This is a genomic window from Streptomyces sp. SID8352, from assembly GCF_009862265.1.
Classification (GTDB): Bacteria; Actinomycetota; Actinomycetes; order Streptomycetales; family Streptomycetaceae; genus Streptomyces.
Window position 1 is genome coordinate 49,865 of record NZ_WWGX01000055.1, and the last position, 26,970, is coordinate 76,834.

The following is a 26,970-nucleotide window of genomic DNA, read 5'->3' on the forward strand; positions in this document are numbered from 1 at the left end:
TGAGGGGGGTGCCCAAGATCCCCGGAACCGACATGCGAAACTTTTCACATGAGTGCCGACAGTCGCGTCCCGCTGCTCTCGAACCGCGCCACCCCCCGGCGCTCGCGCCGCGCCGCCGCCCGCGTCCGCCGACACGCCGCCCTGACCGCCTCGGCCGCCGCGTGCGTGCTGCTGGTCTCCGCGTGCACCTCGGGGGGAGTGTCCGGCGGAGGCGGCCAGACCGGGTTCATCACCGGCCCGGACGGCATCTCCACCGCCAAGGAGAGTGAGCGCGCCGACGTCCCGGACCTGTCCGGCGAGACCGTCACCGGGGGCCGCGCCGACGTCGCCGACTACAAGGGCAAGGTCGTCGTCGTCAACGTCTGGGGCTCCTGGTGCCCGCCCTGCCGCGCCGAGGCCAAGAACTTCGAGAAGGTCTACCAGGACGTCAAGGACCAGGGCGTGCAGTTCCTCGGCATCAACACCCGGGACCCCCTGGTCGGCCCGGCCCGCGCCTTCGAGAAGGACCACGGGGTCACCTACCCGAGCATCTTCGACCCCACCGGCAAGCTGATGCTGCGCTTCAAGAAGGGCACGCTCAACCCGCAGTCCGTCCCCTCCACGCTCGTCGTCGACCGTGAGGGCAGGGTCGCCGCGCGCTCCCTCCAGGCGCTCAGCGAGGAGAAGCTGCGCGCCATGATCGCCCCGTACCTCGACGACGCCCCGAAGAAGACGAACGCGGAGAAGTGACGTGAGCGCCCTCACCACGCTCGCCGCGGACGGCGCCAACGGCACGGTGCTCAACGGCGCCCTGCTGCTCGCCCTGCCCATCGCCCTGCTCGGCGGCCTGGTCTCCTTCTTCTCCCCCTGCGTGCTGCCCCTCGTGCCCGGCTACCTCTCCTACGTGACCGGGATCGCCGGCACCGATCTGGGCGAGGCCCGGCGCGGCCGGATGGTGGCGGGCGCCTCCCTGTTCATCCTCGGCTTCACCGCGGTGTTCGTCTCCAGCGGCGCGCTGTTCGGGTACTTCGGCGACACCCTCCAGTCCAACCGGGGCGTGCTCACCACCGTCCTGGGCGTGCTGATGGTCCTGATGGGCGTCTTCTTCATGGGACTGATGCCCTGGCTCACCCAGCGCGAGTTCCGCTTCCACCGCAGGCCGGTCAGCGGACTGGCCGGGGCGCCCGTCCTGGGCGCGCTGTTCGGCATCGGCTGGACGCCCTGCATCGGCCCCACCCTCGCCTCCGTGCTGGCGCTCTCCGCCGACCAGGGCACCGCGGGCCGCGGCGCCGCGCTGACGGTGGCCTACTGCCTCGGCCTCGGCCTGCCGTTCGTGCTGGCCGCGGTCGCCTTCCGGAAGGCGCTCGGCGCCTTCGGCTGGGTCAAGCGGCACTACGTCTGGGTGATGCGGGTCGGCGGCGTCATGATGATCGTGACCGGCGTCCTGCTGATCACGGGGGTGTGGGACACCATCGTGCAGCAGATGCAGGTCTGGTCCAACGGCTTCAACGTGGGAATCTGAACCGATGAGCGGTACTTCGAAAACGGCGCCGGACAAGGGTCCGCGGACCGACGGCGACGACCGGGAGCTCGGCGCGGCCGGGTCCGCGCTCTCCACCGCCCCGGCGGAGGAGAGCGCCTCGGCTCCGCCCTCCTTCGGGGCCGTCGGCTGGCTGCGCTGGTTCTGGCGCCAGCTCACCTCGATGCGGGTGGCGCTGCTGCTGCTCCTGCTGCTGTCGCTGGGCGCGATCCCCGGCTCGCTGATCCCGCAGTCCGGCTCGGACGCCTTCAAGGTCGCGGAGTTCCGCCGCGACCACGAGGTGCTGGGACAGGTCTACGACCGGCTGGGCCTCTTCCACGTCTACAGCTCGGTGTGGTTCTCCGCGATCTACATCCTGCTGTTCGTCTCGCTCATCGGCTGCATCGTCCCGCGCACCTGGCAGTTCGTCGGCCAGCTCCGGGGCCGTCCGCCGGGTGCCCCCCGGCGGCTGACCCGGCTGCCCGCCCACACCACCTGGCGCACCCCGGCCTCCCCCGAGGAGGTCCGGGAGGCCGCCCTCGCGCTGCTGCGCCGGCGCCGCTTCCGCGCCCACACCGCCGGTGACGCGGTCGCCGCCGAGAAGGGCTACCTGCGGGAGGTCGGCAACCTCGTCTTCCACGTCGCGCTGATCGTGATGCTGATCTCCTTCGCCTGGGGCCAGCTCTTCAAGTACGAGGGCAACAAGCTGATCCTGGAGGGCGACGGCTTCTCCAACACGTTCACCCAGTACGACGACTTCAAGTCCGGGAACCTCTTCGACCGGGACCACGACCTGGTCCCCTTCAGCTTCTCCCTGAAGGACTTCCACGGCACCTACGAGCTGTCCGGTCCCAACCGCGGCACCCCCCGCACCTTCGAGGCCGAGGTGGTCTACAGCGAGGGCGCCTACGGCGAGGAGAAGGCGAAGACCATCAAGGTCAACAAGCCGATGGAGATCGACGGCTCCAAGGTCTACCTCACCGCCCACGGCTACGCGCCGGTGCTCACGGTGCGGGACGGCCGGGGCAACGTGGTGATGGACCGCGAGGCCACCGCCCTGCTGCCGCAGGACGCCAACATCACCTCCGCGGGCGCCGTCATGGTCCGCGACGGCTACCGGAACGCCAAGGGCGTCAAGGAGCAGCTCGGCTTCTCGGCGGTGTTCGTGCCGACCTTCGCGGGGGAGGGCAGCGGCACGATGTTCTCCCAGTTCCCGGCCCTGGTGAACCCGCGGCTCGCGCTGAACGCGTACCACGGCGACCTGGGCGTCGACGCGGGCATCCCCAAGAGCATCTACCAGCTCGACACCCGCAAGCTGAAGCAGTTCAAGGACGCCGACGGCAAGCCGTTCGCCAAGCGGCTCGCGGTGGGCGAGACCATGACCCTGCCGGACGGCGCCGGGACGGTCACCTTCGACGGTGTCCGGGAGTGGGCCAACTTCCAGGTCACCGAGCAGCCCGCCAGCGGCTGGGCGCTCGCCGGTTCCGTCGCCGCCATCCTGGGGCTCGCCGGCTCCCTGTTCATCCAGCGCCGCCGGGTCTGGGTGCGGGCGGTCCGGGGCGCCGACGGCGTCACCGTCGTCGAGATGGCCGGGCTCGGCCGCAGCGAGTCCGCCAAGGTCCCGGAGGAGCTCGGCGACCTCGCCGCGCTCCTGTACGAGAAGGCGCCCGGCGTTCCCGACGCCGGACCGGCAGACGGTGCCGCCGGGGACGGGCCCGAGCCCGCCGCCCCGGACGAGACCCCCGAATCCCCCGACCCGCACCCCGCATCCGCCGAAGGGGCTGAGCAGTGACCCTCGCCGCCGCAACCGAGTTGGCCCTCGCGACCAACGAACGCCTCGCGAACGTCAGCAACACGCTGATCTACTCCGCGATGGCCGTCTACACCCTGGCCTTCTTCGCCCACATCGCCGAGTGGCTGTTCGGCAGCCGCAGCAAGGTCGGCCGCACCGCCGCCGCGCTCACCGCCGACGCCGGGGCGCGGGCGGCGGAGGCGGCCGGCCCGTCCGTCACGGTGCGCGAGGGCGGCGGCACCGCCGTGCTGGAGCGGCCGAAGGTCGTCGTGCGCGCGGCGGCCGGCTCCCGCGACGTGCCCGACGGACCGGGCGCCCACGGCGGCACCGAGAAGGGCGACCTGTACGGGCGGATCGCGATCTCGCTCACGGTGCTGGCCTTCGCCATCGAGGCGGGCGGGGTGCTCACCCGCGCCCTGTCGGTGCGCCGGGCGCCCTGGGGCAACATGTACGAGTTCAACATCACGTTCACGACGGTCGCCGTCGGCGTGTACCTCGTGCTGCTGGCCCTGAAGAAGAACGTCCGCTGGCTCGGCCTGCCGCTGATGACCACGGTCCTGCTCGACCTGGGCCTCGCCGTCACCGTGCTGTACACGGCCAGCGACCAGCTCGTCCCGGCCCTGCACTCCTACTGGCTGTACATCCACGTCTCGACGGCGATCCTCTGCGGCGCGGTCTTCTACGTCGGCGCGGTCTCCACGATCCTGTACCTCTTCAAGGACAGCTTCGAGAACAAACTCGCCACCGGCGGCTCGCCCGGCCGCTTCGCCAACTCCGTCCTGGACCGGCTGCCCTCCGCGGCCTCCCTGGACAAGTTCGCCTACCGCGTCAACGCCGCGGTCTTCCCGCTGTGGACGTTCACGATCATCGCGGGCGCGATCTGGGCGGGCGACGCCTGGGGCCGCTACTGGGGCTGGGACCCCAAGGAGACCTGGTCCTTCATCACCTGGGTAGCCTACGCCTGCTACCTGCACGCCCGCGCCACCGCGGGCTGGAAGGGCCGCCGGGCCGCCTATCTGGCCCTGGCCGCCTTCGCCTGCTGGCTGTTCAACTACTACGGCGTGAACATCTTCGTCTCCGGCAAGCACTCCTACGCAGACGTGGGCCTCGCCGCCCTGCGCTCCGCGGGGTTCTGACCGGCAACCGCCGTCCGGCGGCGGTCACGGCCGCCGCCGGTCCCGGCTACACCCGCTCGCGGGCGGCCGTGCGCACGGTGTCGCGCAGCCGCTCCAGGTACAGCCGCATGTTCTTGTGGGCCTCCTCGGTGTCCGGGTGCCGGGCGGCGAACCACAGTCCGTCGGGGAGCCGGGTGACCCAGACGCACACCTGGTCGCCGTAGGAGACCCGCAGCAGCGCGTAGGCCGTCAGCTCGGTCCAGCGGTCGGCGCCGGGCACGCCGCGCGCGTCGACGTACGACACGATCGAGTACAGGTCGGGCGAGGTGGGGCGGAAGTCCGTGCCGAGCAGGCGCAGCACCCGGTCGACGGGCATCCGGGCGAGCCGCCGGTTGGCGCGCAGTTCGGCGTGGACGGTGCGCAGCGCCGCCGGGAAGCCGGTGGCCGCGCTGACCGGGACCTCGACGGGGGCGGCGCCGACGTACCAGCCCACCGAGTCCGACCACTCGGAGCGGGCCCTGGTGTGGAAGGGCACCACCGTGCGGTACACCGGGAGGCCGCCGATCTCGTGGACGGCGACGGCGGTGGCGGCCAGCACCCCGGCCAGGGTCCCTCCGCTGGTGCGGCAGTACGCCTCGAAGGCGGCGGCGTCGGCGGCGTCCACCAGGGGCTCGCGGAGCATCCTCTGGACGGGCAGCGGCGCGCCGGGCTCCAGCCCGAGGTCCAGCGGGAAGGACGGCAGCCGCCCGTCGCAGCGCTCGATGAACTCCCGCCAGCGGGCGACGATGCCGTGGCCCCCGTCGATCCGGTCCGCGTCGGCCCGCTCCGCCTCGCAGAAGTCGACGTAGCTGCCGACCGGGGGGTCCGCCGGTTCGGTGCCGGCCACGCCCGCCGCGTACAGCTCGTGGATCTCGACGGGGATGCGGTAGATCGAGTAGGCGTCGACGTTGCTGTGGTCGAAGGCCATGTACACGCTGGCGCCGTCGTCGCGCAGGACGGCGGTGTAGATGAGGTTGGGCCAGCGCAGGGCGTCCGCGACCCCGTCGAAGCGGTCCTGGAGGTAGCGGGCGAGGACGACGGGGTCGGTGAACTCCCCCGCCTCCTCGCGGTGCAGCGACACCGCGTCCGGGCCGAGCGTGAACCGGCGCATCCCGGTGCTGGGTTCGCCGCTCCAGCGGAAGCCGCTGCGCAGCGTCTCGTGCCGGACGGTCCAGCGGCGCAGCGCCTCCTGGAGGGCGTCCAGGTCGACGGGGCCCGGGATGTCGAAGGCGGCGCCGAGCCAGGTGGGCACGAACAGGCCGCCGTCGCGCACGGAACGGGCGGTCCGGATGTGCGACTCCTGGATGTAGGCGGGTGGCCGGACGTCGTCCGGCAGTTCCGCCGCGGCCCGCACGGTGCCCGGGCCGAGGGTCCATTCGACGAGGCGGCCGGGCCTGATCTCGCAGCGCTGGATGTCGGTCATTCGCACGAGGGGTCTCCGTTCGCAGGGTGTCACAGACCCGACCAAGGGAATGCCGTTCCGGCCGCGGCACACCCCGGGTCCGGGAACACTTCAGCGAAACGGATGGCTCCTCGAACGCCGATACGCCTCCGGCGGAGCCCGGGGCACGACCCCCGGCCAGCGCCCGCGCCCCGGCCAGCGCCCGTGCTCCCGGCCAGCGCCCGCGCCCCCCGGTCCGCCGGTGGAGGGACGGGCCGCGGGGAGGCGGCTGCCCGGGTCCCGCTCCGCCGTCCGGCCCGGTACCGCCGTCCGGCCCGGTACCGCCGTCCGGTTCAGCAGGCGAGCCGGACCAGCAGGGCGTGGTCCGTGGCGCTGCGCCGGTAGCGCAGGTGCCGGGTCTCGCGCGCGTGCCGCCGCTGCCAGTCCTCCACGTCGGCCGGGTCCTGGCACGGCCCGGACGCGGCACCGCAGCCGGCGCCCTCGCCGGAGACGCAGCGGGCCTCGTACTCCGGCCGGGCCGAGGGGTCGGGCAGGATCGAGTACGGCACCCGGCGCGGCAGCGGCGCCCCGGGGTGGCCGTCGCGGAGGTGCCGGCCGAGCAGCACGTCGGCGTCCGTCTCCGCGCTGCCGTCCCCCGCGGCGCGGGCGGTCTCCCGCCGCGCGGTCAGGGCGGCGCAGTCGGCGCACCCCGCGACCGGCTCGGGCGCGGGCCCGGCCGGGACCAGCGGCCGGGCGTCCCACACCCCGTACGGGGAGGGGCCCTCGGCCGCCCGGACGCCCGCCCCGCGCCGCTCCTCGGGGGTCACCGCCCGGAGCGCGGCCGGATCGGCCTGCCACTCCCGGCCGCCGCCGACCTGCCGCAGCGTCACCCGTGGCCCGGCGGGCCCCCGGTACTCACCCACCGCGCGCGTGTGCCGGTCGTAGACGAGCGTTCCCGGTTCCATGTTCCTGCCTCCGTCACTCTGGGTGCAACGAGAGTTGCCCAATGGAACCGGCTGGGGCAATGCTTGACGCGTGACACCGATCGTCTGTCACGGAGGGGGAGTTCGTCCCATGGCACGGCGCAGGACCGGCGGCTCGGGCGCGACCACGGCCGTCGTATTCGGTGAGGTGCTGCGGCACTTCCGGGAGGGCGCGTCGCTGACGCAGGAGGCCCTGGCGGCCCGCATCCCCTGCGACCGCTCGCACGTGGCGCGGGTGGAGGCGGGCACGAGGGTCCCGCAGGACACGTTCGCGAAGACGTGCGACACCCTGCTGGCGACGGGCGGGGTACTGACCCGCCTGTGGAGCCGGATCGACTGGTACCCGCAGGTGGAACACCCGGACTGGTTCCAGCGGCGGGCGGAGATGGACGCCGAGGCAGTCTCCATCCGCGCTTACCAGACGCAAGTGATGCCAGGTCTGCTGCAAACGCCTGACTACGCGTCAGCGTTGTTCACTCGCCGTCTGATGGATACCGCCGATGTGAGTGACCAGGTGCGGGCTCGGATGAGTCGCCAACAGCGCTTCTACGGGCAGGGTGGCCCGCTCTACGTAGTCGTTCTGGACGAGGTTTGTCTCCGCCATGTGGTGGGCGGTGCGGTGGTCATGCGGGAACAGTGTGCGCATTTGCTCAAGGTGGGCCAGCTTTCCAACATCCGCATCCAAGTTGTCCCGTTGCGGCTTTCGGATGTCGACCGGCCGGACACGTCCTTGTCATTGATCGAACTGCCCAATGGCAAACGGTGGGTCTACTCGGAGTCGTTGGATCGTGGCCACTTCAGTGACGATCCGACTGTCTTTGTCCGCCACAGCGCGACTTATGATGTGCTACGCGCGGACGCCTTGTCGGCTTCTCAGTCCGCTGTCTTCATCAACGATGTGATGGAAGGGTACGGCGACCATGAAGAGCCACGATCTGAGTGCTGCCAGTTGGGTCAAGAGCAGCTACAGCGGGGCCAACGGCGGCGACTGCGTCGAGGTGGCCCCCGGATTCCCATGCGTCGTTCCGGTCCGCGACAGCAAGAACCCTGACGGTCCGGTGCTGGTCGTCGGTGCGGTGGCGTGGTCCGCGTTCACGTCGGCGCTGGACTGACCCCGGTGAACGGCCGGGAGCCCGACCGGACCCGCTGGATCAGGAGCAGCCGCAGCGGAGACAACGGCGGCAACTGCGTGGAGGCCATTCTCGGATTCCCGGGCGTCGTCCCGGTCCGCGACAGCAAGAACCCCGACGGCCCGGTGCTGGTCATCGGCCGGACCGCCTGGGCCGCGTTCACCGCGCCCCTCTCCCGCTGACGCCGGGGTCGGCCCCGCCCGAAGCCCGCTCGCCCCGCGCCCCGGCGGGACCGCGCCCCGGCGGGACCGCGCCCCGGCGGGACCGCGCCCCGGCGGACCGGAACGCGGGGTCTTCCGGTGTCAGGGGCCTATCCTGCCCCTGAGAGTTGGTCGCACCGGGGGCCAGCACGCCGGGAGCCAGGAGGACAGGTGCTGACACGGCTCGAAGTGGACGGGTTCAAGAACCTGCTGGGCCTGGACGTGGAACTGGGGCCCTTCACCTGTATCGCCGGGGAGAACGGAACGGGCAAGTCGAACGTCTTCGACGCGATCCAACTGCTCAGTCTGCTGGCCGACAGGCCCCTGATGGAAGCCGCCCAGGAGGTCCGGGGAACGAGCGGCGAACGCCATGGCGACGCCCGCGACCTGTTCTGGAACGGGTACGAGCCGGGCGAGCACCGCATGCGGTTCGCCGCGGAGATGCTCGTGGCCCCGGAATCCGTCGAGGACGACTTCGGCAGGATCTCCCCACCGCCGACATCCTCCTTCCTCCGCTATGAGCTGGAGCTGGGGTACCAGCCCCCCGCCGGAGCGGAGAAGATCGGCAGGCTGACCCTTCTCCACGAGAGCCTGGGGTACATCCGCAAGGGAGACGCCCTGGCCAGGCTGCGCTTCCCGCACAGCAAGCAGCGCTTCCGGGACACGATGATCACCAGCAAGCGCTACGGCACCTCCTTCGTCTCGACCTCCATGGAGGAGGGGGGCCCGGTCATCCGCGTCCACCAGGACGGCGGCAGCCGGGGCCAGCCGCGCCCCGCCGCCGCCGCGCGTGCCCGCGCGACGGTGGTCTCCACGGTGACGTCGAGTGACGATCCCACGATCCTCGCGGCTCGCCGGGAGATGCAGTCCTGGCGCCGTCTCGCCCTGGAGCCCTCCGCGCTCCGCAGCTCCGACGAGTACGTGGATCCCCGTTCCATGGGGCCCAACGGCCGCCACATGCCGGGAGCCCTCTTCCGGATCGCCCTCCAGGACGCCGAGCCCGACGACGATCCGTCCCGTGTCTACGCGCGGGTGGCCGGCCGCCTCTCGGACCTCTCGGGTCTCCAGGTGCGCACCCTCGACATCCAGGAGGACGACGTTCGTCAACTGCTGACCATCCGCCTGCACGAGATCAGCGGGATGGTCCTGCCCGCGCGGAGCCTCTCGGAGGGGACCCTCCGGTTCCTGGCCCTCTGCGTGCTGCTGGAGGATCCCGAAGTGCGCGGGCTGATCTGCATGGAGGAGCCGGAGAACGGAATCCACCCCGCCAACCTCTCAGCCATGGTCGGCCTGGTCAGGGACCTGGCGGTGGATCCGTTCGAGGTACCGGGTGACGAGAACCCGTTCCGGCAGGTGCTCATCAACACCCATTCCCCGGGGATCGTCCACCTGGTCGACGCGGGCGATCTGCTGTTCGCCGACACCGAGGCGTACCGGATGGCGTCGGGTGAAGTGACGCGCCGCCTGCGGCTGCGCCCGGTCGGCGGCACCTGGCGGGCGACCGGTGCGCGCAGCCATGTCACCAAGGCGGACATCCTCCCGTACCTTGAAGTCCCTCCGGAGGCACGGCTCACCTTCGCCGAGGGCGTCGCGTGACGCTCCGGATCCTCTTTCTCAGCGAGGGAAGCAGCGACGCGGGACTGGTGCCGCACATCGAACAGATCGCCGTACGGCTCGACGTGCCCGTGGTCGTCAGCGCCCCGGACCTGTCCTGGCTCCGCAGACCAGTCGGGCGGGAGGTCTCCGACAAACTGAGGGTCGTGCGGGAGGAGCTGAGCGACGACTTCGACCTCGCCCTCCTCCACCGCGACGCGGACCGTTCCCCGGCCGGGTCCAGGCGGGACGAGATCCACAGGTCGGTGGAGTCCGTCTGGCCCGGCCTGCGCTGGGTGCCGGTGATCCCGGTGCGGATGCTGGAGGCATGGCTGCTCCTGGACGAGGCCGCCATCCGGCAGGTGGCCGGCAATCCCAAGGGACGGGTCGGACTCGCGCTGCCCCACGCCTCGGCCGTCGAGAAGGTACCGGACCCGAAGAAGACCCTGAAGGAGGCGATCGCCAAGGCCAGCGAGCTGAAGGGACGCCGACTGGAGGCCCTGAACAAGCGGTTCCCCCACAACCGGCACCGGCTTCTCGAACTGCTCGGCCAGGAGGGCCCGGTGAGCGACGTGCCCTCATGGAGGGCCTTCGTGTCGGAGCTGAGCGCCGCGCTGGAATCCCTCCGGGGCTGAAGGCGACGGTCCGTGCCCGGAGGCGGCGCCAGGTGGCCGCCGCTCCTCCGCGCCCCCGGGGAGAGTCCCCCCCGGGAGGCTCAGTCCCCCTTCGGGTCCTCGTCGCGGTCCTTCTTGCGCTCCTCGTCCAGGGACTTCAGGAACTCCGGGTTGTCGTCCGGGGCCACCCACCGCCGGCGGGAGCCGCCGGGCTGCCAGGGCGAGCCGGCGCCCGGGTGCCGCTTCTTGCCGGCGATCAGCCACGACAGGGAGCCGACGAGCGGGAAGAGCAGCACGAGGATCGCCCAGAGCGGCTTGGGCATGTGGCGGATGTCCTCGTCCTTCGTGCTGATGCAGTCGATGAACGCGTACACGCTCATCGCCAGGGGCACGAGGAACATCAGCACCCGGAGCATGGTGCCCTCCAAGGGACGGGGTGGGGCGATACGGGCCGATACGGGGTCGGTACCAGGCCAGGGTAGCCGCTCGGGGATACTGGACCGCATGGCTTACGACGATCTCCGCTCCCTGCTCAGGGCCCTGGAACGCGAGGGCGACCTCAAGCGCGTCAAGGCGGAGGTGGACCCGCACCTGGAGGTCGGGGAGATCGTCGACCGGGTGAACAAGGCCGGCGGCCCCGCCCTGCTCTTCGAGAACGTCAAGGGCTCCGACATGCCCCTGGCGATGAACGTCTTCGGCACGGACCGCCGACTGCTCAAGTCCCTCGGCCTGAAGTCCTACGACGAGATCTCGGAGCGGATCGGCGGGCTGCTCCGCCCCGAGCTGCCGCAGGGCTTCGGCGGGATGCGCGAGGCGTTCGGCAAGCTCGGCACGATGACGCACGTCCCGCCGAAGAAGGTCAAGGACGCGCCCGTCCAGGAGGTCGTCCTCACGGGTGACGACGTGGACCTCGACCGGCTCCCCGCCCTCTTCACCTGGCCGCAGGACGGCGGCTCCTTCTTCAACCTCGGCCTCACCCACACCAAGGACCCGGAGACGGGCATCCGCAACCTGGGCCTCTACCGGCTCCAGCGCCACGACAGGCGCACCATCGGCATGCACTGGCAGATCCACAAGGACAGCCGCAACCACTACCAGGTGGCCGCCCGGCGCGGCGAGCGGCTGCCCGTCGCCATCGCCTTCGGCTGCCCGCCCGCCGTGACCTACGCCTCCACCGCCCCGCTGCCCGGCGACATCGACGAGTACCTGTTCGCCGGGTTCGTGCAGGGCAAGCGGATCGAGATGGTGGACTGCAAGACCGTCCCGCTCCAGGTGCCGGCCAACGCCGAGGTGGTGCTGGAGGGCTGGCTGGAGCCCGGCGAGATGCTGCCCGAGGGCCCGTTCGGCGACCACACCGGCTTCTACACGCCCCAGGAGCCCTTCCCGGCGCTCACCATCGACTGCGTGACCATGCGCAAGCGCCCGCTGCTCCAGTCCATCGTGGTCGGCCGTCCGCCGACCGAGGACGGGCCGCTGGGCCGCGCCACGGAGCGGTTCTTCCTGCCGCTGCTCAAGATCATCATCCCGGACATCGTGGACTACCACCTGCCCGAGGCGGGCGGCTTCCACAACTGCGCGATCGTCTCGATCGACAAGAAGTACCCGAAGCACGCCCAGAAGGTGATGCACGCAGTCTGGGGCGCCCACATGATGTCCCTGACCAAGCTGATCGTGGTGGTCGACGCCGACTGCGACGTCCACGACCTGCACGAGGTCGCCTGGCGGGCCCTCGGCAACACCGACTACGCCCGCGACCTGACCGTCGTCGAGGGCCCCGTGGACCATCTGGACCACGCCTCCTACCAGCAGTTCTGGGGGGGCAAGGCCGGCATCGACGCCACCCGCAAGCTGCCCGGGGAGGGGTACACCCGGGACGGGGGCTGGCCGGACATGGTGCTGTCCGACCCGGAGACGGCGGCGAAGGTCGACCGCCGCTGGAAGGAGTACGGACTGTGACGTCGGCCTCCGCCGCCCTGCCGCGGCAACCGGGGCGCACCAGGGCGTTCCTGCGCCTGGTGATGATCGAGCACTCGGTGTTCGCGCTGCCCTTCGCCTACATCGCCGCGCTGACCGCGATGTACGAGTGGGACCGGAACATCCACTGGGCCCGGCTGCTCCTGGTCACCGTCGCCATGGTGGGCCTGCGGACCTTCGCGATGGCCGTCAACCGGATCATCGACCGCGAGATCGACGCCCGCAATCCGCGCACCGCCCACCGGGAGCTGGTCACCGGCGCGATGTCGGTCCGGCACGCCTGGACGGGCGCGGCGGTCGCCCTCGTCGTCTTCCTCGGCGCGGCGGCCCTGCTGAACCCGCTCTGCCTGCTCCTCGCGCCGGTCGCGGTGGTCCCGATGGTGGTCTATCCGTACGGCAAGCGGTTCACCGACTTCCCGCAGGCCATCCTGGGGCTCGCGCAGGCGATGGGCCCGGTGGGCGGCTGGCTGGCGGTGACCGGGAGCTGGTCGTGGGACGCGGTGGTCCTCGGTCTGGCGGTCGGCGTCTGGATCGGCGGCTTCGACCTGATCTACGCCTGCCAGGACGTGGAGACCGACCGCGAGGTCGGCGTCCGCTCGGTCCCGGCCAGGTTCGGCGTCCCGGCGGCCATCTGGGGCGCCCGCGGCTGCCACGCCGTCACCACGGCCCTGTTCGCCTGGTACGCGGTGGCCACGGACGCGGGCGCGTTCTTCTGGCTGGGCCTGCTGATCGTCGCCGGGGCCTTCGTCTACGAGCACCGCATCGTGCGTCCGGGCGACCTGTCCCGGCTGAACCGGGCGTTCTTCTCCGTCAACGGCTTCATCGGCATCGCGCTGTTCGTCTGCGCGCTGCTGGACCTGCTGGTGCGCGGCCTGACGGTCTGACGCCGCGGGCCGGCCGCCGGGCCCGGCGAGGGGTCCGCGGGACCCGCGGAGCGGGGGCGGCGCCCGGACCGCGGGCGGCCGGGACCGGTCCACGCGCCGGACCGGTCCTCTGTACTGGCGCGTCGAACGGTAGGCTCAAGATGTGAACCCAGGAGAAACGCAGCCCGCGCCTTGGATCGTGGGGGTGTCCGGTGCCTCCGGCACTCCGTACGCCGCCGCCGTGCTGCGCGCGCTGCTCGCCGCCGGTGAGCGGGTCGACCTGGTGGTCAGCCGGGCCTCGCGGCTCACCCTGCTCGACGAGACCGGCATCTCCTTCCGGGACGCCCACTGGCAGCACGACCTGCGGGAGTGGCTGTCCCGGGGGGCCGACGGCAAGCCCGGCACCTTCGACGTGGACGTGACCGGCGTGCGGCACTGGAGCGCGGGCGACCTCGCGGCCGGGCCGTCGTCCGGGTCGTACCCGGCCCGGGGCATGCTGATCGTGCCCGCGTCGACGGCGTGCGTGGCCGGTGTCGCGCTGGGGCTGTCGAAGGACCTGCTCCAGCGGGCGGCCGGGGTGACCCTGAAGGAGGGGCGCAAGCTGGTGGTGGCCGTCCGGGAGACCCCGCTGGACGGCCGGACCCTGCGCCATCTGGTGGCGCTCGACGACGCGGGCGCGACCGTCCTGCCCGCCTCGCCGGCCTTCTACGCGGGGGCGACGCACATCCAGGACCTGGTCGACTTCGTGGCCGGACGGGTCCTCGACGCCGCCGGTGTCGGGCACGGCCTGTACCGGCGCTGGCGCGGCGAGCTGGGCGGAGGGTCGGACAGGGCGCCGCACACCCCCGGCTGAGCCCCCCTCGGGCCGGGCACCCGATCCGAGTACCGGAGCACGGGCCCGGACCGCCCCGGCGGGACGCGTCCCGCCCGCCGCAACCCGTCCCCGCACCCCGGCGGACCGCACGGCCCCGGCCGGCGCGGCGCCCGCGCCACGGAGCACGACCACCGACCCGCCGAGCACGGAACGACCCGGACACCCCGCCCCCCACCCGTTTCGGTCACCGCAATCGTCAGACTGTTCAGTCTCTTCAGTGGAAGGCTTCGATCGCATGGACGCCGTGGACAGGCAGCTCATCCAGGCCCTCAGGGAGAACGGCCGGGCCTCCTACGCGGAGCTGGGGCGCCTCGTCGGCCTCTCCGGCCCCAGTGTCACCGACCGCATCAACCGGCTGGAGGCGGCCGGCGTCATCACCGGCTACCGGGCCACCGTGGACTCCGCCTCCCTCGGGCTCGGGGTCACCGCGCTCATCGGCATCTCGCTCTCCGACGCCGCCGACCACGAGGACGTGGCGCAGCGGCTCAAGGACCTGGGGGAGATCGAGGACTGCTGGTTCATCGCCGGTGACGACTCCTTCATGCTGAAGGTCCGCGCGAGCGACGTGGACGGGCTGGAGAGCATCATCCGGCGGCTGTCCGGGACCAAGGGCGTCTCCCGGACCCGCACCACCATCGTGCTCTCCACCAAGTGGGAGAACCGGGTGGGCGAGCTGCCCGAGGCCGTCTGAGCCGCCCCGCGGAGCGCCCGGGTCCGGGCCGGTCCCCGGGGGCGGTCCGGACCGCGCGGCGTACGGTGGTCGGAGTCTGAATTCGGAAAGAGGTATCGCATGGACGCCGGGCTCAAGCGCGAGCTGGAGGAGAAGGTGCGGGCGGGCGTCCGCCTGACCCGCGAGGACGGCATCGCGCTGTACGAGTCGGACGACCTGGCGTGGCTGGGGGGCCTCGCGCACGAGGTGCGGACGCGCCGGAACGGCGACGTCGTGCACTTCAACGTCAACCGGCACCTCAACATGACCAACGTGTGCACCGCGTCCTGCGCGTACTGCTCCTTCCAGCGCAAGCCGGGGGAGAAGGACGCGTACACGATGCGCATCGAGGAGGCCGTGCGGCTCGCCAAGGAGATGGAGGGCGAGAACCTCACCGAGCTGCACATCGTCAACGGGCTGCACCCGAACCTGCCGTGGCGCTACTACCCGCGCTCGCTGCGGGAGCTGAAGGCGGCCCTGCCGGGCGTCTCGCTGAAGGCGTTCACCGCCACCGAGATCCACCACTTCGAGACCATCTCCGGGATGTCCGCCTCCGAGATCCTCGACGAGCTGATCGACGCCGGTCTGGAGTCGCTGACCGGCGGCGGCGCGGAGATCTTCGACTGGGAGGTGCGGCAGCACATCGTGGACCACCGCACCCACTGGGAGGACTGGTCCCGCATCCACCGGCTGGCGCACGAGAAGGGGCTGAAGACCCCGTGCACCATGCTCTACGGTCACATCGAGGAGCCCCGCCACCGGGTGGACCACGTGCTGCGGCTGCGCGAGCTGCAGGACGAGACCGGCGGCTTCCAGGTCTTCATCCCGTTGCGCTACCAGCACGACTTCGTGGACATGAAGGACGGCAAGGTCCGCAACCGGCTCCAGGAGCGGACGCGGATGGCGACCGGCGCCGAGGCCCTGAAGACCTTCGCCGTCTCCCGGCTGCTGTTCGACAACGTGCCGCACGTCAAGGTCTTCTGGGTCATGCACGGGGTGCGCACCGCCCAACTGGCCCTCCAGCACGGCGCGGACGACATGGACGGCTCGGTCGTCGAGTACAAGATCACGCACGACGCCGACGACTACGGCACGCCGGACAAGCTGACCCGCGACGACCTGCTGGACCTGATCCGCGACGCGGGCTTCCGCCCGGTGGAGCGGAACACGCGCTACGAGATCATCCGGGAGTTCGACGGCCCCGACGCGTCCCGCCGGGACGCGCCGCAGCCGATGCGGGTGTGACGCCCGGCGGTCGCCGGGGCGCGGGGGCACGGGGGTGTCGTGCCCGGATGCTCCGGCGACCGCTGCCCCCGCCCCGGCGACCGCTGCCCCGTGCCCCGGCGACCGCTGCCCGGGTGTCCGTCCGCCTGGGTGTCCGCCCGCCCGGGTGCCCGCGCGGCCGGGGGAGCGGGTGTTCGGTGCCGGGCGGTCGCGACCGCGTCCCGACGGCGGAAGCGGCCGAGCGGCCGGAGCGGCCGGAGCGCTGCCGGGCCGGAACGACCGGGAGGCCAGGGGCGTGTTCGGGCCGTCCGGCGGCACCGCGCGACCCGGGGAGGCGCATCAGGTAAGGGCTAGACTTCCTTCGTGCCTCTTACCTTCACCCTCGATCCCCCCGTCGACCGCGCCCTGCGGGACGGCGTCCTCGACCTGTGGGCCGACGTCACGAACGTCGGCGGTTCCGTCGGGTTCGTGCCGCCGGTGACGCGCGAGGACGTGCGGCCCGACCTCGTCGGGCACCTGGCCGGCATGGCCGAGGGGCGGACCCGGCTGCTCGTCGGGCACGACGAGGAGGGCGCGGTGGCCGCCACCGCGTTCCTCGCCCTGAACGGCCACCGGCTGATGCGCCACTGGCTGTGGCTGTACACGGTGATGGTCCACCCCCGCCACCAGGGCCGCGGATACGGCCGGGACCTGATGGCCGCCGCCGCGGGCGCCGCCCGGGGCATCGACGGCATCGAGGCGGTCCGGCTCACCTGCCGGGGCGGCCTCGGCCTGGAGCGGTTCTACGCCTCCTGCGGCTACCGGGAGGTCGGGCGGGTGCCCGGCGCGATCCGGGTGGCGCCCGGCGACGACCGCGACGACGTCGTCATGCTGCTGCCGCTCGACCGGGTGCCGCACCCCGCCTGACGCGACCGCCGCCCGGCGTGCTTCACTGGGGAGTGCCCTTTGGCCCTGTTCGGAACGGAAGAGTGGGTTCGGATGCTCCGCTACACGCTGATGCGCCTCGGGATCTTCGCGGGCTGCCTCGTGGTCGTCTGGGGCCTGGTCTACTCGGGTCTCTTCCCGCGCGGGCTCGGTGACTCCAACGGCATGTGGATCGTCCTGCTCTCCCTGCTGCTGTCCGCCCCGCTGAGCTTCGTGCTGCTGCGCGGCGAGCGCGAGCGCGCCTCCGTCCGGGTCGTGGAGCGGGTGGACCGGATGAAGGCCAACCTGGACGCCAACCGCAACCAGGAGGACCAGGCCGACGACGCCGCCCGCGCGCAGGGCCAGGGCGCCTGACCCCCCGGCAGCCCGCGGTGCGTGCCTCCTGCACGTAATCCGTGTCACACACGGTCCGCCCCGGTTTCCCAACTCATGGGAAACCGGGGCGATTTGCTTCTACCGGGCAGTAGTTGACTCGTGCCTCTCAAAGCAAACCTTTGAGAGTCCCAAAGCCCCGGTGTTAAAGTCATGCGCATGGAATCAGCAGCCGCGCCGCACACACCGCAGGGCCCCGCCCTCGTGGTGCGCCTGCATGTGGACCTCTGCCGGTGCGCGTCCGCGACCTGTCGCCCCTGACGTCTCCCCCCACCAACCGCCGTTCCACGTCAGCCCATTCCGCGCGTCCCGTCCCCTTACGGAGCATGTCCGTGTCCTCTGTGACCAAGTCCTTCAAGGTGCCCTTCTGGGCCCAGATACTCGCCGGCCTCGTCCTCGGCGTCCTGCTCGGCTGGCTCGCCCGCAGCCAGGACCTCGCCTGGCTCGTCACCACGCTGGACAAGATCGGCGGCATCTTCATCGGCCTGCTGAAGCTGGCCGTCGCCCCCCTCGTCTTCTTCGCGATCCTGGTGTCGATCACCAACCTGCGGAAGGTCAACAACGCGGCGCGCCTGGCGTCCCGCACCCTCCTCTGGTTCATGATCACCTCGCTGATCGCGGTGGCCATCGGCCTCGTCATCGGCCTCGTCACCGACCCCGGCTCCGGCACCGGCCTCTCCCCGGCCGACGGCTCCAAGCCCGAGCACACGGGCTCCTGGATCGACTTCCTCACCGGCATCGTGCCGACGGACGTGATCACCCCGTTCACCGAGCTGAACGTGCTCCAGATCGTCTTCATGGCCGCCGTCGCCGGCATCGCCGCGCTCCAGCTCGGTGACCGGGCCAAGCCGATCCTGACGCTGAGCGAGTCCGTCCTCGAACTCCTGCAGAAGGCCCTCTGGTGGGTCATCCTGCTCGCCCCGCTCGGCACCGTCGGCCTCATCGGCCGTGCCATCGCCACCTACGGCTGGGACCTGCTCGGCCAGTACGCCACCTTCACCATCGACATCTACGTCGGCTGCGCGATCGTGCTGTTCGGCGTCTACCCGGCGCTGCTCGCCACGGTGGCCAGGCTCAGCCCGCTCCAGTTCTTCAAGGGCGCCTGGCCCGCGATCCAGCTCGCCTTCGTCTCCCGCTCCTCGGTGGGCACGATGCCGCTGACGCAGAAGGTCACCGAGCGCCTCGGGGTGCCGAAGGAGTACGCCTCCTTCGCCGTGCCGTTCGGCGCGACCACCAAGATGGACGGCTGCGCCGCGATCTACCCGGCCATCGCCGCGATCTTCGTGGCCCAGATCTTCGGCATCCAGCTCGGCTTCGGCGACTACCTGCTGATCGCCTTCGTGTCGGTGGTCGGCTCCGCGGCCACGGCGGGCCTGACCGGCGCCACGGTGATGCTGACGCTCACCCTGTCGACGCTGGGCCTGCCCATGGAGGGCGTCGGCCTGCTGCTGGCCATCGACCCGATCCTGGACATGATGCGCACCGCGACCAACGTCGCGGGCCAGGCCCTGGTGCCGGTCATCGTCTCGGCCCGCGAGGGACTGCTCGACCGGGAAGCCTACGACCACGCGCACAGCTCCCCGCTGGACGAGGTCCCGTCCCGCGCCCCGGAGCAGGTGCCCGTCCCGGCCTGACCCCCGGCCCGGCGGTCCGTCCGCCCGGCCCCGCGCCCGCCGCCCCGGCCGCCCCGCCGTGCACCGCCACGGGGGCGCCCGGGGCGGCGGCGTGCCCGGGGGCGCCGCGGAGGCACCGACGGCGGGCCGCGCCCGGGGCCCATGTCCGGGCGGCCGCGCAAGGGCTCGTTTCGGGGGCCCGGCGGCGTGTCGGCCCCTGGCACGGGGCCGTCAGCGGCGGGCCATCAGACAGGCCTGGGGCACGCGGGAGGCCGTGTCGGTCTCCGAGAGGCGGACCGTGCGGGAGAGGACGGTGAAGCCCGCCCGCTCCAGCAGCTCCGCCATCGGTCCGGGGCGGCGGCGCTCGAAGTCCAGGGCGACCGGGTGGCCGAAGGGGCGGTCCAGGCGCAGGGGTTCGTCCCCCACCTGGAAGGCGAGCAGCAGATGGCCGCCGGGGGCCAGCACCCGCCGCACCTCCCCGAACAGGTCCGGCAGCCGCTCCCAGGGCGTGTGGACGGAGGAGTACCAGGAGACCGCGCCCGCGAGCGACCCGTCGGGCAGGTCCAGCTCCAGCATCGAGCCCCGGTCGAACCGCAGCTCAGGATGCTCCCGGCGGGCCACCGCCAGCATGGACTCCGAGAGGTCCAGGCCGAAGACCCGCAGGCCGAGGGAGGCGAGGTGGGCGGTGACCCGCCCCGGACCGCACCCCAGGTCGGCCACCTGCCCGGCGGGGCCCACCAGCTCCGCGAAGGCGCCCAACAGCGCCCGGTCCAGCGGGCTCTCGTCCAGCGCGGCGCGGAACCGGTCGGCGTACTCCTCGGCGACGGCGTCGTAGAAGGCGCGGGTGGCGGCCGTGGAGCCGTCCTCGGGGGCGGCGCGGCCGGTGGGGGTCTCGGTCATGGGCGCACCCTACGCACCGCCCGGAAAGGGCAGGAGCCCCGCCGCCGGAATCGGCGCGGGGCTCCTTGGGTACTGCTGTCGGTCAGACAGGAGTGACGTTCTCCGCCTGCGGGCCCTTGGGGCCCTGCGTGACGTCGAAGGACACCTGCTGGTTCTCCTCGAGGGACCGGAAGCCGGTCGCGTTGATCGCGGAGTAGTGGACGAAGACGTCGGGGCCGCCGCCTTCCTGGGCGATGAATCCAAAGCCCTTTTCGGCGTTGAACCACTTCACGGTTCCGGTAGCCATAAGCCCTCCTTGGGCTCAAAGGGTTGCCCTGCTCCAGAACCAGCAATGTGAAGACCAATTCCGCACAACTGCATATGTCTGAGAATGACGAGAGCCCGCGGTCACATGCTCCGCAGGCTCTGTACTGCAAGGGAAACCAAACTGCAACTTGCTGTGAGCCTAGCACGCGGTCCGCCGGGCGCAACAGAGGCCAAGATCACTTCACCCGGATGTTTGAACGGGTGTGCCGTTCGGCTGACGCCGGGGGTCGGCTCGGCCCGCCGGCCGGGCGAGGGCTAGCCTCGCGATGTGGACAATTCTCGCACCCGGCCGCGTGTCGGCCACATTCAGTTCCTGAACTGCCTGCCCCTGTACTGGGGGCTCGCGAGAACGGGCACCCTCTTGGACGTCGAACTCACGAAGGACACCCCGGAGAAGCTCAGCGAGCGGCTGGTGCGCGGCGACCTCGACGTCGGCCCGGTCACCCTGGTCGAGTTCCTGCGCAACGCCGACCGGCTGGTCGCGTTCCCCGACATCGCCGTCGGCTGCGACGGCCCGGTGATGAGCTGTGTGATCGTCTCCCAGGTCCCGCTGGACCGGCTGGACGGCGCCCGGGTCGCCCTCGGGTCCACCTCGCGCACCTCCGTCCGCCTCGCCCAGTTGCTGCTGGCCGAACGCTACGGGGTGCGGCCCGACTACTACACCTGCCCGCCCGACCTCAGCGTCATGATGCAGGAGGCCGAGGCCGCCGTGCTGATCGGGGACGCCGCCCTGCGCGCCAACCTGATCGACGGCCCGCGCTACGGCCTCGCCGTGCACGACCTGGGCTCGCTGTGGAAGGAGTGGACGGGGCTGCCGTTCGTCTTCGCGGTGTGGGCGGCCCGGCGCGAGTACGCCGAGCGCGAGCCGGCCCTCGTCCGCCAGGTGCACGAGGCGTTCCTCGCCTCCCGCAACCTCTCCCTGGAGGAGGTCGCCAAGGTTGCCGAGCAGGCCGCCCGCTGGGAGAGCTTCGACGAGAAGACCCTGGAGCAGTACTTCACCACCCTCGACTTCCGCTTCGGCGCTCCCCAGTTGGCGGCGGTCGCCGAGTTCGCCCGCCGCGTCGGCCCCACCACCGGCTTCCCCGCCGATGTGACGGTGGACCTGCTGCGCCCCTGAGCGGGCCGTCCCCCCTCCCTTCCCCTCCCCTCCCCTTCCCGCACGCGCGCTCCCTCCCGCCCCGCCGCGCGCCACCGCACCGGGGACACGGGGGAGGGGCCGCCGCCATACTGGGGCCATGAGGGAGGCCGTGGTCACCGTGGTCGCCGGATGAGCGCCGGGGGCGGAGCGGCGGCCGTCGTCGCCGCCGCGCTCTGGGGCGGCGGGGCCGGGGCGCTGCTGCCGCGCGCCGCGTACCGCTTCGCCGCGCCCTGGGGCGAGCCCTGGCACGGGAGCTGCCCCGCCGGGCACCCGCTGCGGGGCTGGCTCGGCGGCGCGCGGTGCGGGCGGTGCGGGGCGGGCGCGGCCCCGCTGGGTCCCGGCGCGGCCCTGCCCGCCGCCGTCACCGCCCTGGTCTGCGCCGTCCTCGCCGCCGCCACCGGCGCCCGGCCCGAGCTGGCCGTCTGGCTGCTGCTGGCGCCCGCCGGGGTGCTGCTCGCCGTCGTCGACGTCCGGGTGCGGCGGCTGCCCGACCCGCTGACCCTGCCCGCCGCCGCCCTCGCGCTCGCCCTGCTCGGGGCCGCCGCGCTGCTGCCCGGACACGCCGGGCGGTGGACGACCGCGCTGCTGGGCGCCCTGGTGCTGGCCGCCGGGTACGGGGCGCTCTGGTGGCTCAACCCGGCCGGGATGGCCTTCGGCGACGTCAAGCTCGCCCTGGCCGCGGGCGCCGCCCTCGGCTGGTACGGCTGGCCGGTGCTGCTGCTCGGCACCTTCGCCGGGTTCCTGCTCGGCGCGCTGTACGGGGCCGCGCTCGTCGTCGCCGGGCGGGCCGGGCGCCGGACGGCCATCGCCTTCGGGCCGTTCCTGCTGACCGGAGCGCTGCTCGGCGTCCTCGCCGGCGGGTACGGGGCCTGACCGGTTGGCGCGGCCCCGCGCGACGCGGTCGGCGGGCGGTCTCACCCGACGCGGCCGGCGCGCGCGGCCGCACGCCGCCCGGCCCGTTGGCCCGGCCCCGCGCGGCCGGCCGCCGGGCGCGGCCTGACCGACGGCGGGGGAGGGCCCTGACGTAGGCTGGTCGCCGTCCGTCCACACCCCCGCAGAAAGGGACGCCGGTGACCGAGAAGGCCGACCTTCAGCCCCTCCTCGACCGCGCCGCCGCCGGTGGGCGGATCACCCCCGAGGAGGCGCTGGCCCTCTACCGGGACGCCCCGCTGCACGCGCTGGGCGCCGCCGCCGACGCCGTGCGCCGCCGCCGGTACGCGGGTACCGAGCACATCGCGACGTACATCATCGAGCGGAACATCAACTACACGAACGTCTGTGTCACGGCCTGCCGCTTCTGCGCCTTCTACGCCGCGCCCAAGGACACCGCCAAGGGCTGGACCCGCGACCTCGACGACATCCTGCGCCGCTGCGCGGAGACCGTCGAACTGGGCGGCACCCAGATCATGTTCCAGGGCGGCCACCACCCGGACTACGGCGTCGAGTACTACGAGGAGCACTTCTCCGCCATCAAGAGGGAGTTCCCGCAGCTCGTCATCCACAGCCTGGGGGCGAGCGAGGTCGAGCACATGGCGCGGATCTCCAAGGTGTCCGTGGAGGAGGCGGTCACCCGCATCCACGCGGCCGGGCTCGACTCCTTCGCCGGGGCCGGCGCCGAACTGCTGCCGGAGCGCCCGCGCAAGGCCATCGCGCCGCTGAAGGAGTCCGGCGAGCGCTGGCTGGAGATCATGGAGATCGCCCACGGGCTGGGCGTCGAGTCCACCTCCACCATGCTCATGGGCACCGGCGAGACCAACGCCGAGCGGATCGAGCACCTGCGGATGATCCGCGACGTGCAGGACCGCACCGGCGGCTTCCGCGCCTTCATCCCGTACACCTACCAGCCCGAGAACAACCATCTGAAGGGCCGCACCCAGGCCACCCTCTTCGAGTACCTGCGGATGATCGCCATCGCCCGGGTCTTCCTCGACAACGTGGCGCACATCCAGGGCTCCTGGCTGACCACCGGCAAGGAGGTCGGCCAGCTCTCCCTGCACTACGGCGCCGACGACCTCGGCTCGATCATGCTGGAGGAGAACGTGGTGTCCTCCGCCGGCGCCCGGCACCGCTCCAACCGGCTGGAGATCATCGACCTGATCCGCCGCGCGGACCGCGTCCCCGCGCAGCGCTCCACGACGTACGAGCACCTCGTCGTGCACGACGACCCGGCCGACGACCCCGTCGACGAGCGGGTCGCCTCGCACATCTCGTCCGTGGCCATCGAGGGCGGCACCGCCCACCCGGAACTGAAGCTGCTCGCCTCCAACTGACCGCGCCGTGCTGACGATCCACGCCGACTCCCGGGACCGCGCCCTCGCCGTCGAGGGCGACCTGATCGCGGCCGTCGGCCCGCCGGCCGCGCTGATCGCCGCCCATCCCGGGGCCCGGGTGCGCCGCTGGCCCGGCATCCTCACCCCCGGCCTCGTCAACCAGTACGGCGACGAACTGCTGGAGGCGGCCTACCACCCCGACCCGCGCGAGGCCGGTGAGCTGGGCACCGCTCCGCTCACCGGTGAGGCGTTCGCCGCGCTGGCCCCGGACGAGGCCCGCCAGGGTGCCAGCGCCCGGCGCGGGTTGCAGCGGATGCTGGCCCACGGCACCGTCGCCGTCGCCTGCGGGGAACTGCGGGTGCGCGCGGTGCGGGACGCCCTGCGCCGTTCCGGACTGGACGTGCTGGGGCGGGCCGGGCGCCCGGACGGGATGCCCTCGCTCGACCCGTACGCCTCCGGGGCCCCGGTGGTCTTCGCGCCGCCGAGGGAGCCGGGCTCCGCCGCCCGGTTCGCCGTGTTCGACGTGCCCGACGAGGCGGCGCTCGCCGCCGCCGGGGCCGGGAGCTGCGTGGCGACGGTCGTCGCGGGGCGGCTGGTGCACCGGCGCCGCTGACGTCCCCGCCCGGCGCCGCCGACGTCCCGCCCGGCGCCGCGCCGGAGCCGCCCGCCGCCCCGCGGACCGGGGCTCCCGGGCCCGGCCGGACGGAGGGGTGCTGCAACAATGGGTCCGTGACCCGCGCCTCCCTGAACAAGCAGCCGCACGAAGTCGCCACGATGTTCGACCACGTCGCGGAACGGTACGACCTGACCAACACCGTGCTCTCGCTCGGCCGGGACCGGGCGTGGCGCAAGGAGGTCGCGGCGGCCGTCGACGCCCGGCCCGCGCAGCGCATCCTCGACCTGGCGGCCGGCACGGCCACCTCGTCCCTGCCGTTCGCCCGCACCGGCGCCCACGTGGTGCCCTGCGACTTCTCCCTCGGCATGCTCCAGGTCGGCAAGGAACGCCACCCCTGGCTGCCGTTCACCGCGGGCGACGCGACCCGGCTGCCGTTCCGGGACGACGTGTTCGACGCCGTCACCATCTCCTTCGGGCTGCGCAACGTGCAGGACACCGACGCGGCGCTGCGCGAGCTGTACCGGGTGACGCGCCCCGGCGGCCGGGTGGTCATCTGCGAGTTCTCGCACCCCACCTGGGCGCCCTTCCGCACGGTGTACACCGAGTACCTGATGCGGGCCCTGCCGCCGGCGGCCCGCGCGGTCTCCTCCAACCCGGAGGCCTACGTATACCTCGCCGAGTCCATCCGCGCCTGGCCCGACCAGCCCGCCCTGGCCCGTCGGCTCACCGGCGCCGGCTGGTCCCGGGTGGCGTACCGGAACCTGTCGGGCGGCATCGTGGCGCTGCACCGGGGCTTCAAGGAGGACTGAGCGGCCGACCCCGGCCCGGAGCGCGAGCCGGGGGCCGGGTCCCGGCTCAGAGGGCGAGCCGGTAGCAGTGCCCCCGCCGCCGCGTGCCGGGCGTGGCGAACACCTCGGCGAGCCGCATCCCCAGCCGCTCGGTCACCGCGATCGAGCGGGTGTTGCGGGAGTCGACCATCGCGACCACCTCGGCCACGCCCGCCGCGCGCACCCGCTCCAGGGTCTGCCGGGCCGCCGCGGTGACGTACCCCCGGCCCCAGAACTCCCGGCCGAGCCGCCAGCCGATCTCGATGTCGCCCCGGGGGCCCCAGTCGCGGGGCCAGGGCTGGGCGCCGGTGAAGCCGATGACCCGGTCCGCGTCGTCCACCAGGGACCAGAGGCAGAAGCCGCGCTCCGCGTCGTGGCGGCGCTGTCGGGCGGTCAGCTCCTCGTAGACGGACACCTCGGCGGGGCTCCCGCCGTGGAACTCCATGACGTCGGGGTCGGCGAAGAGGCGGTGCCAGACGAGGGCGTCCTCGTCGGTGGGGACGCGGAGCCGGACGGCGGGGAGTGCTCGGTTCACGGGGCAGCCCTTCAGCCGGGTGATCGGTGACGCTGAATAGACTGCCCATGACCAGTGCCGGTCGGCACGCAGATTTCGAACTTGGGGAGATCCCGCCGTGACCGTCGAGACCGAGCCGCTCTCCGAGAACTCCGCGGACGTGATCGTCGTGGGCGCCGGCCCGTCCGGCTCCGCGACCGCCTACCACCTGGCCCGGTCGGGGCTCGACGTCCTCCTGCTGGAGAAGACGGCCTTCCCCCGTGAGAAGGTCTGCGGCGACGGGCTCACCCCGCGCGCGGTCAAGCAGCTCGTCGCCATGGGCGTCGACGTCTCGGAGGAGGCCGGCTGGCTGCGCAACAAGGGGCTGCGCATCATCGGCGGCGGCTCCCGTCTCCAGCTCGACTGGCCGGATCTCGCCTCCTTCCCCGACTACGGACTCGTCCGCAAGCGCGACGACTTCGACGAGCAGCTCGCCCGGCAGGCCCAGAAGGCCGGGGCCCGCCTCCACGAGCGCTGCAACGTGGGCGCCCCCCTCGTGGACGACCGCACCGGCCGGATCACCGGGGTGCGCGCCAAGCTGGGCGAGGAGAAGCGGGAAGTCACCTTCCACGCCCCGCTGGTGGTGGCCGCCGACGGCAACTCCACCCGGCTGTCCCTCGCGATGGGCCTGCACCGCCGCGAGGACCGCCCGATGGGCGTCGCGGTGCGCACCTACTTCACCTCCCCCCGGCACGACGACGACTACCTGGAGTCCTGGCTGGAGCTGTGGGACCGCCGGGGCGCCCAGGACCGGCTGCTGCCGGGCTACGGCTGGATCTTCGGCATGGGCGACGGCACCTCCAACGTGGGGCTCGGGGTGCTCAACACCTCCGCTTCCTTCAAGGAGCTGGACTGGCGCGAGATCCTCAAGGCCTGGTGCGCCTCCATGCCGGAGGACTGGGGCTACACCCCCGAGAACATGACCGGCCCGATCCGCGGCGCCGCCCTGCCGATGGCCTTCAACCGTCAGCCGCACTACACCCGGGGGCTGCTCCTCGTCGGCGACGCGGGCGGCCTGGTGAACCCGTTCAACGGCGAGGGCATCGCCTACGCGATGGAGTCGGGCCAGATCGCCGCCGACGTCATCGTGCAGGCGCAGGCACGGGCGACGCCGGCCCAGCGCGAGACGGCGCTCCAGCGCTACCCGAGGGTCCTCAAGGACACCTACGGCGGCTACTACACGCTGGGCCGCGCCTTCGTGAAGCTGATCGGCAACCCGAAGGTCATGCAGATCGCCGCCCAGCGCGGGCTGACCCACCCGGTGCTGATGAGGTTCACGCTCAAGATGCTGGCCAACCTCACCGACCCGACGGGCGGCGACGCGATGGACCGCATCATCAACGGCCTGACCAAGGTGGCCCCGAGGGCCTGACCGCCCGCCCCGCGCGCGGTCCCTCCCGGCCGTCGCCCTCCCGTTCCCGTCCCCGTCCCCGTCCCCGGCGTCCGGGGCGGGCCGGGCGGC

General features: G+C 72.6%; 30 protein-coding genes. 24 read left to right on the plus strand and 6 right to left on the minus strand.

Features of this window, described 5'->3' with window-relative positions:
- The first annotated feature begins 48 nt into the window (after positions 1-48).
- The 4 genes from GTY84_RS18460 to ccsB are packed head-to-tail and all read left to right on the plus strand — an operon-like array spanning position 49 to position 4,426.
- A complete protein-coding gene (locus tag GTY84_RS18460) occupies positions 49-729 on the plus strand; it encodes a TlpA disulfide reductase family protein (protein WP_161227392.1) in 681 nt (226 codons plus the stop codon).
- 1 nt (position 730) lies between these two features.
- Positions 731-1,501, plus strand: coding sequence for a cytochrome c biogenesis protein CcdA (locus GTY84_RS18465; protein WP_161227393.1), 771 nt, complete (start codon positions 731-733; stop codon positions 1,499-1,501).
- Positions 1,502-1,505: 4 nt separating this feature from the next.
- Positions 1,506-3,290, plus strand: a complete 1,785-nt coding sequence (locus GTY84_RS18470) for a cytochrome c biogenesis protein ResB (RefSeq protein ID WP_161227394.1) — start codon at positions 1,506-1,508, stop codon at positions 3,288-3,290.
- On the plus strand, positions 3,287-4,426 hold the full coding sequence (ccsB, locus tag GTY84_RS18475; RefSeq protein WP_161227395.1) for a c-type cytochrome biogenesis protein CcsB: 1,140 nt from the start codon (positions 3,287-3,289) through the stop codon (positions 4,424-4,426). The genes GTY84_RS18470 and ccsB overlap by 4 nt, the downstream gene beginning before the upstream one ends.
- 46 nt (positions 4,427-4,472) lie before the next feature.
- Here ccsB and GTY84_RS18480 read toward each other — a convergent pair whose 3' ends face one another.
- Positions 4,473-5,873, minus strand: coding sequence for a condensation domain-containing protein (locus GTY84_RS18480; protein WP_161227396.1), 1,401 nt, complete (start codon positions 5,871-5,873; stop codon positions 4,473-4,475).
- Positions 5,874-6,178: 305 nt separating this feature from the next.
- Positions 6,179-6,790 carry a hypothetical protein gene (locus tag GTY84_RS34980; RefSeq protein ID WP_161227397.1) on the minus strand — a complete coding sequence of 204 codons (612 nt, stop codon included), beginning with the start codon at positions 6,788-6,790 and terminating at the stop codon, positions 6,179-6,181.
- 109 nt (positions 6,791-6,899) lie between these two features.
- Here GTY84_RS34980 and GTY84_RS18490 point away from each other — a divergent pair, with 109 nt between their 5' ends.
- The 5 genes from GTY84_RS18490 (at position 6,900) to GTY84_RS18510 (ending at position 10,366) form a co-directional block, all read left to right on the plus strand.
- Positions 6,900-7,859, plus strand: a complete 960-nt coding sequence (locus GTY84_RS18490; protein WP_202551337.1) for a helix-turn-helix transcriptional regulator — start codon at positions 6,900-6,902, stop codon at positions 7,857-7,859.
- On the plus strand, positions 7,807-7,920 hold the full coding sequence (locus tag GTY84_RS33970; RefSeq protein WP_345943480.1) for a DUF397 domain-containing protein: 114 nt from the start codon (positions 7,807-7,809) through the stop codon (positions 7,918-7,920). Before GTY84_RS18490 ends, GTY84_RS33970 begins: the two co-directional genes overlap by 53 nt.
- A gap of 5 nt (positions 7,921-7,925) precedes the next feature.
- On the plus strand, positions 7,926-8,120 hold the full coding sequence (locus GTY84_RS18500; RefSeq protein ID WP_161227399.1) for a DUF397 domain-containing protein: 195 nt from the start codon (positions 7,926-7,928) through the stop codon (positions 8,118-8,120).
- A gap of 189 nt (positions 8,121-8,309) precedes the next feature.
- Positions 8,310-9,734, plus strand: a complete 1,425-nt coding sequence (locus GTY84_RS18505) for an AAA family ATPase (RefSeq protein ID WP_161227400.1) — start codon at positions 8,310-8,312, stop codon at positions 9,732-9,734.
- Complete coding sequence (locus GTY84_RS18510; RefSeq protein ID WP_161227401.1) at positions 9,731-10,366, plus strand: DUF4276 family protein; 636 nt, start codon at positions 9,731-9,733, stop codon at positions 10,364-10,366. Before GTY84_RS18505 ends, GTY84_RS18510 begins: the two co-directional genes overlap by 4 nt.
- Positions 10,367-10,446: 80 nt before the next feature.
- Here the strand turns inward: GTY84_RS18510 and GTY84_RS18515 are convergent, their stop codons facing one another.
- Positions 10,447-10,761: a PLD nuclease N-terminal domain-containing protein gene (locus tag GTY84_RS18515; protein ID WP_161227402.1), complete on the minus strand. Its 315-nt coding sequence runs from the start codon at positions 10,759-10,761 to the stop codon at positions 10,447-10,449.
- 88 nt (positions 10,762-10,849) lie between these two features.
- Between GTY84_RS18515 and GTY84_RS18520 the strand changes: the two genes are divergently transcribed.
- The 9 genes from GTY84_RS18520 (at position 10,850) to GTY84_RS18555 (ending at position 18,919) form a co-directional block, all read left to right on the plus strand.
- On the plus strand, positions 10,850-12,301 hold the full coding sequence (locus GTY84_RS18520; RefSeq protein ID WP_161227403.1) for a menaquinone biosynthesis decarboxylase: 1,452 nt from the start codon (positions 10,850-10,852) through the stop codon (positions 12,299-12,301).
- Positions 12,298-13,203 (plus strand): menaquinone biosynthesis prenyltransferase MqnP, encoded by a 906-nt coding sequence (mqnP, locus tag GTY84_RS18525; protein ID WP_161227404.1) that lies wholly within the window; start codon positions 12,298-12,300, stop codon positions 13,201-13,203. The genes GTY84_RS18520 and mqnP overlap by 4 nt, the downstream gene beginning before the upstream one ends.
- Before the next feature lie 142 nt (positions 13,204-13,345).
- The gene (locus GTY84_RS18530) at positions 13,346-14,035 is read left to right on the plus strand and encodes a UbiX family flavin prenyltransferase (protein ID WP_161227405.1); all 690 of its coding nucleotides are present in this window, start codon (positions 13,346-13,348) and stop codon (positions 14,033-14,035) included.
- A gap of 256 nt (positions 14,036-14,291) precedes the next feature.
- The gene (locus GTY84_RS18535) at positions 14,292-14,747 is read left to right on the plus strand and encodes an Lrp/AsnC family transcriptional regulator (RefSeq protein WP_161227443.1); all 456 of its coding nucleotides are present in this window, start codon (positions 14,292-14,294) and stop codon (positions 14,745-14,747) included.
- Between the two features lie 99 nt (positions 14,748-14,846).
- A complete protein-coding gene (gene mqnE / locus GTY84_RS18540; RefSeq protein WP_161227406.1) occupies positions 14,847-16,010 on the plus strand; it encodes an aminofutalosine synthase MqnE in 1,164 nt (387 codons plus the stop codon).
- A gap of 342 nt (positions 16,011-16,352) precedes the next feature.
- On the plus strand, positions 16,353-16,895 hold the full coding sequence (locus GTY84_RS18545; RefSeq protein ID WP_161227407.1) for a GNAT family N-acetyltransferase: 543 nt from the start codon (positions 16,353-16,355) through the stop codon (positions 16,893-16,895).
- Between the two features lie 72 nt (positions 16,896-16,967).
- Entirely contained in the window at positions 16,968-17,267 is a 300-nt protein-coding gene (locus GTY84_RS18550; protein WP_161227408.1) for a DUF4229 domain-containing protein, read from the plus strand.
- A 177-nt stretch (positions 17,268-17,444) separates the two neighbouring features.
- On the plus strand, positions 17,445-17,546 hold the full coding sequence (locus tag GTY84_RS34985; RefSeq protein ID WP_321162681.1) for a putative leader peptide: 102 nt from the start codon (positions 17,445-17,447) through the stop codon (positions 17,544-17,546).
- A 65-nt stretch (positions 17,547-17,611) separates the two neighbouring features.
- Positions 17,612-18,919 carry a dicarboxylate/amino acid:cation symporter gene (locus GTY84_RS18555; RefSeq protein ID WP_161227409.1) on the plus strand — a complete coding sequence of 436 codons (1,308 nt, stop codon included), beginning with the start codon at positions 17,612-17,614 and terminating at the stop codon, positions 18,917-18,919.
- Between the two features lie 210 nt (positions 18,920-19,129).
- Here GTY84_RS18555 and GTY84_RS18560 read toward each other — a convergent pair whose 3' ends face one another.
- Both GTY84_RS18560 and GTY84_RS18565 read right to left on the minus strand, forming a co-directional pair.
- Positions 19,130-19,798 (minus strand): class I SAM-dependent methyltransferase, encoded by a 669-nt coding sequence (locus GTY84_RS18560; RefSeq protein WP_161227410.1) that lies wholly within the window; start codon positions 19,796-19,798, stop codon positions 19,130-19,132.
- Between the two features lie 82 nt (positions 19,799-19,880).
- A complete protein-coding gene (locus GTY84_RS18565) occupies positions 19,881-20,084 on the minus strand; it encodes a cold-shock protein (protein ID WP_004984723.1) in 204 nt (67 codons plus the stop codon).
- A gap of 288 nt (positions 20,085-20,372) precedes the next feature.
- Between GTY84_RS18565 and GTY84_RS18570 the strand changes: the two genes are divergently transcribed.
- From GTY84_RS18570 to GTY84_RS18590, 5 genes are all read left to right on the plus strand, one after another.
- Positions 20,373-21,221 (plus strand): menaquinone biosynthesis protein, encoded by an 849-nt coding sequence (locus GTY84_RS18570; protein WP_161227411.1) that lies wholly within the window; start codon positions 20,373-20,375, stop codon positions 21,219-21,221.
- A 150-nt stretch (positions 21,222-21,371) separates the two neighbouring features.
- Positions 21,372-22,115 carry an A24 family peptidase gene (locus tag GTY84_RS18575; protein WP_161227412.1) on the plus strand — a complete coding sequence of 248 codons (744 nt, stop codon included), beginning with the start codon at positions 21,372-21,374 and terminating at the stop codon, positions 22,113-22,115.
- 197 nt (positions 22,116-22,312) lie between these two features.
- Complete coding sequence (gene mqnC, locus GTY84_RS18580; protein ID WP_161227413.1) at positions 22,313-23,512, plus strand: cyclic dehypoxanthinyl futalosine synthase; 1,200 nt, start codon at positions 22,313-22,315, stop codon at positions 23,510-23,512.
- A gap of 7 nt (positions 23,513-23,519) precedes the next feature.
- Positions 23,520-24,125 carry a hypothetical protein gene (locus tag GTY84_RS18585; protein WP_161227414.1) on the plus strand — a complete coding sequence of 202 codons (606 nt, stop codon included), beginning with the start codon at positions 23,520-23,522 and terminating at the stop codon, positions 24,123-24,125.
- Between the two features lie 116 nt (positions 24,126-24,241).
- Positions 24,242-24,937, plus strand: a complete 696-nt coding sequence (locus GTY84_RS18590; RefSeq protein WP_161227415.1) for a demethylmenaquinone methyltransferase — start codon at positions 24,242-24,244, stop codon at positions 24,935-24,937.
- Between the two features lie 46 nt (positions 24,938-24,983).
- Here the strand turns inward: GTY84_RS18590 and GTY84_RS18595 are convergent, their stop codons facing one another.
- Positions 24,984-25,490, minus strand: a complete 507-nt coding sequence (locus GTY84_RS18595) for a GNAT family N-acetyltransferase (protein ID WP_161227416.1) — start codon at positions 25,488-25,490, stop codon at positions 24,984-24,986.
- A 97-nt stretch (positions 25,491-25,587) separates the two neighbouring features.
- Between GTY84_RS18595 and GTY84_RS18600 the strand changes: the two genes are divergently transcribed.
- Complete coding sequence (locus tag GTY84_RS18600) at positions 25,588-26,880, plus strand: geranylgeranyl reductase family protein (protein WP_161227417.1); 1,293 nt, start codon at positions 25,588-25,590, stop codon at positions 26,878-26,880.
- Positions 26,881-26,970: the final 90 nt, after the last annotated feature.

Coding starts and splice junctions, on each gene's coding strand:
- GTY84_RS18555 (WP_161227409.1), top strand. CDS start 17,612: ATGTCCGTGTCCTCTGTGACCAAGTCCTTCAAGGTGCCCTTCTGGGCC.
- GTY84_RS18565 (WP_004984723.1), bottom strand. CDS start 20,084: ATGGCTACCGGAACCGTGAAGTGGTTCAACGCCGAAAAGGGCTTTGGA.
- GTY84_RS18575 (WP_161227412.1), top strand. CDS start 21,372: ATGAGCGCCGGGGGCGGAGCGGCGGCCGTCGTCGCCGCCGCGCTCTGG.
- GTY84_RS18550 (WP_161227408.1), top strand. CDS start 16,968: ATGCTCCGCTACACGCTGATGCGCCTCGGGATCTTCGCGGGCTGCCTC.
- GTY84_RS18515 (WP_161227402.1), bottom strand. CDS start 10,761: ATGCTCCGGGTGCTGATGTTCCTCGTGCCCCTGGCGATGAGCGTGTAC.
- GTY84_RS18560 (WP_161227410.1), bottom strand. CDS start 19,798: ATGACCGAGACCCCCACCGGCCGCGCCGCCCCCGAGGACGGCTCCACG.
- GTY84_RS18490 (WP_202551337.1), top strand. CDS start 6,900: ATGGCACGGCGCAGGACCGGCGGCTCGGGCGCGACCACGGCCGTCGTA.
- GTY84_RS34980 (WP_161227397.1), bottom strand. CDS start 6,790: ATGGAACCGGGAACGCTCGTCTACGACCGGCACACGCGCGCGGTGGGT.
- GTY84_RS18535 (WP_161227443.1), top strand. CDS start 14,292: ATGGACGCCGTGGACAGGCAGCTCATCCAGGCCCTCAGGGAGAACGGC.
- GTY84_RS18460 (WP_161227392.1), top strand. CDS start 49: ATGAGTGCCGACAGTCGCGTCCCGCTGCTCTCGAACCGCGCCACCCCC.
- GTY84_RS34985 (WP_321162681.1), top strand. CDS start 17,445: ATGGAATCAGCAGCCGCGCCGCACACACCGCAGGGCCCCGCCCTCGTG.
- GTY84_RS18470 (WP_161227394.1), top strand. CDS start 1,506: ATGAGCGGTACTTCGAAAACGGCGCCGGACAAGGGTCCGCGGACCGAC.
- GTY84_RS18520 (WP_161227403.1), top strand. CDS start 10,850: ATGGCTTACGACGATCTCCGCTCCCTGCTCAGGGCCCTGGAACGCGAG.
- mqnE (WP_161227406.1), top strand. CDS start 14,847: ATGGACGCCGGGCTCAAGCGCGAGCTGGAGGAGAAGGTGCGGGCGGGC.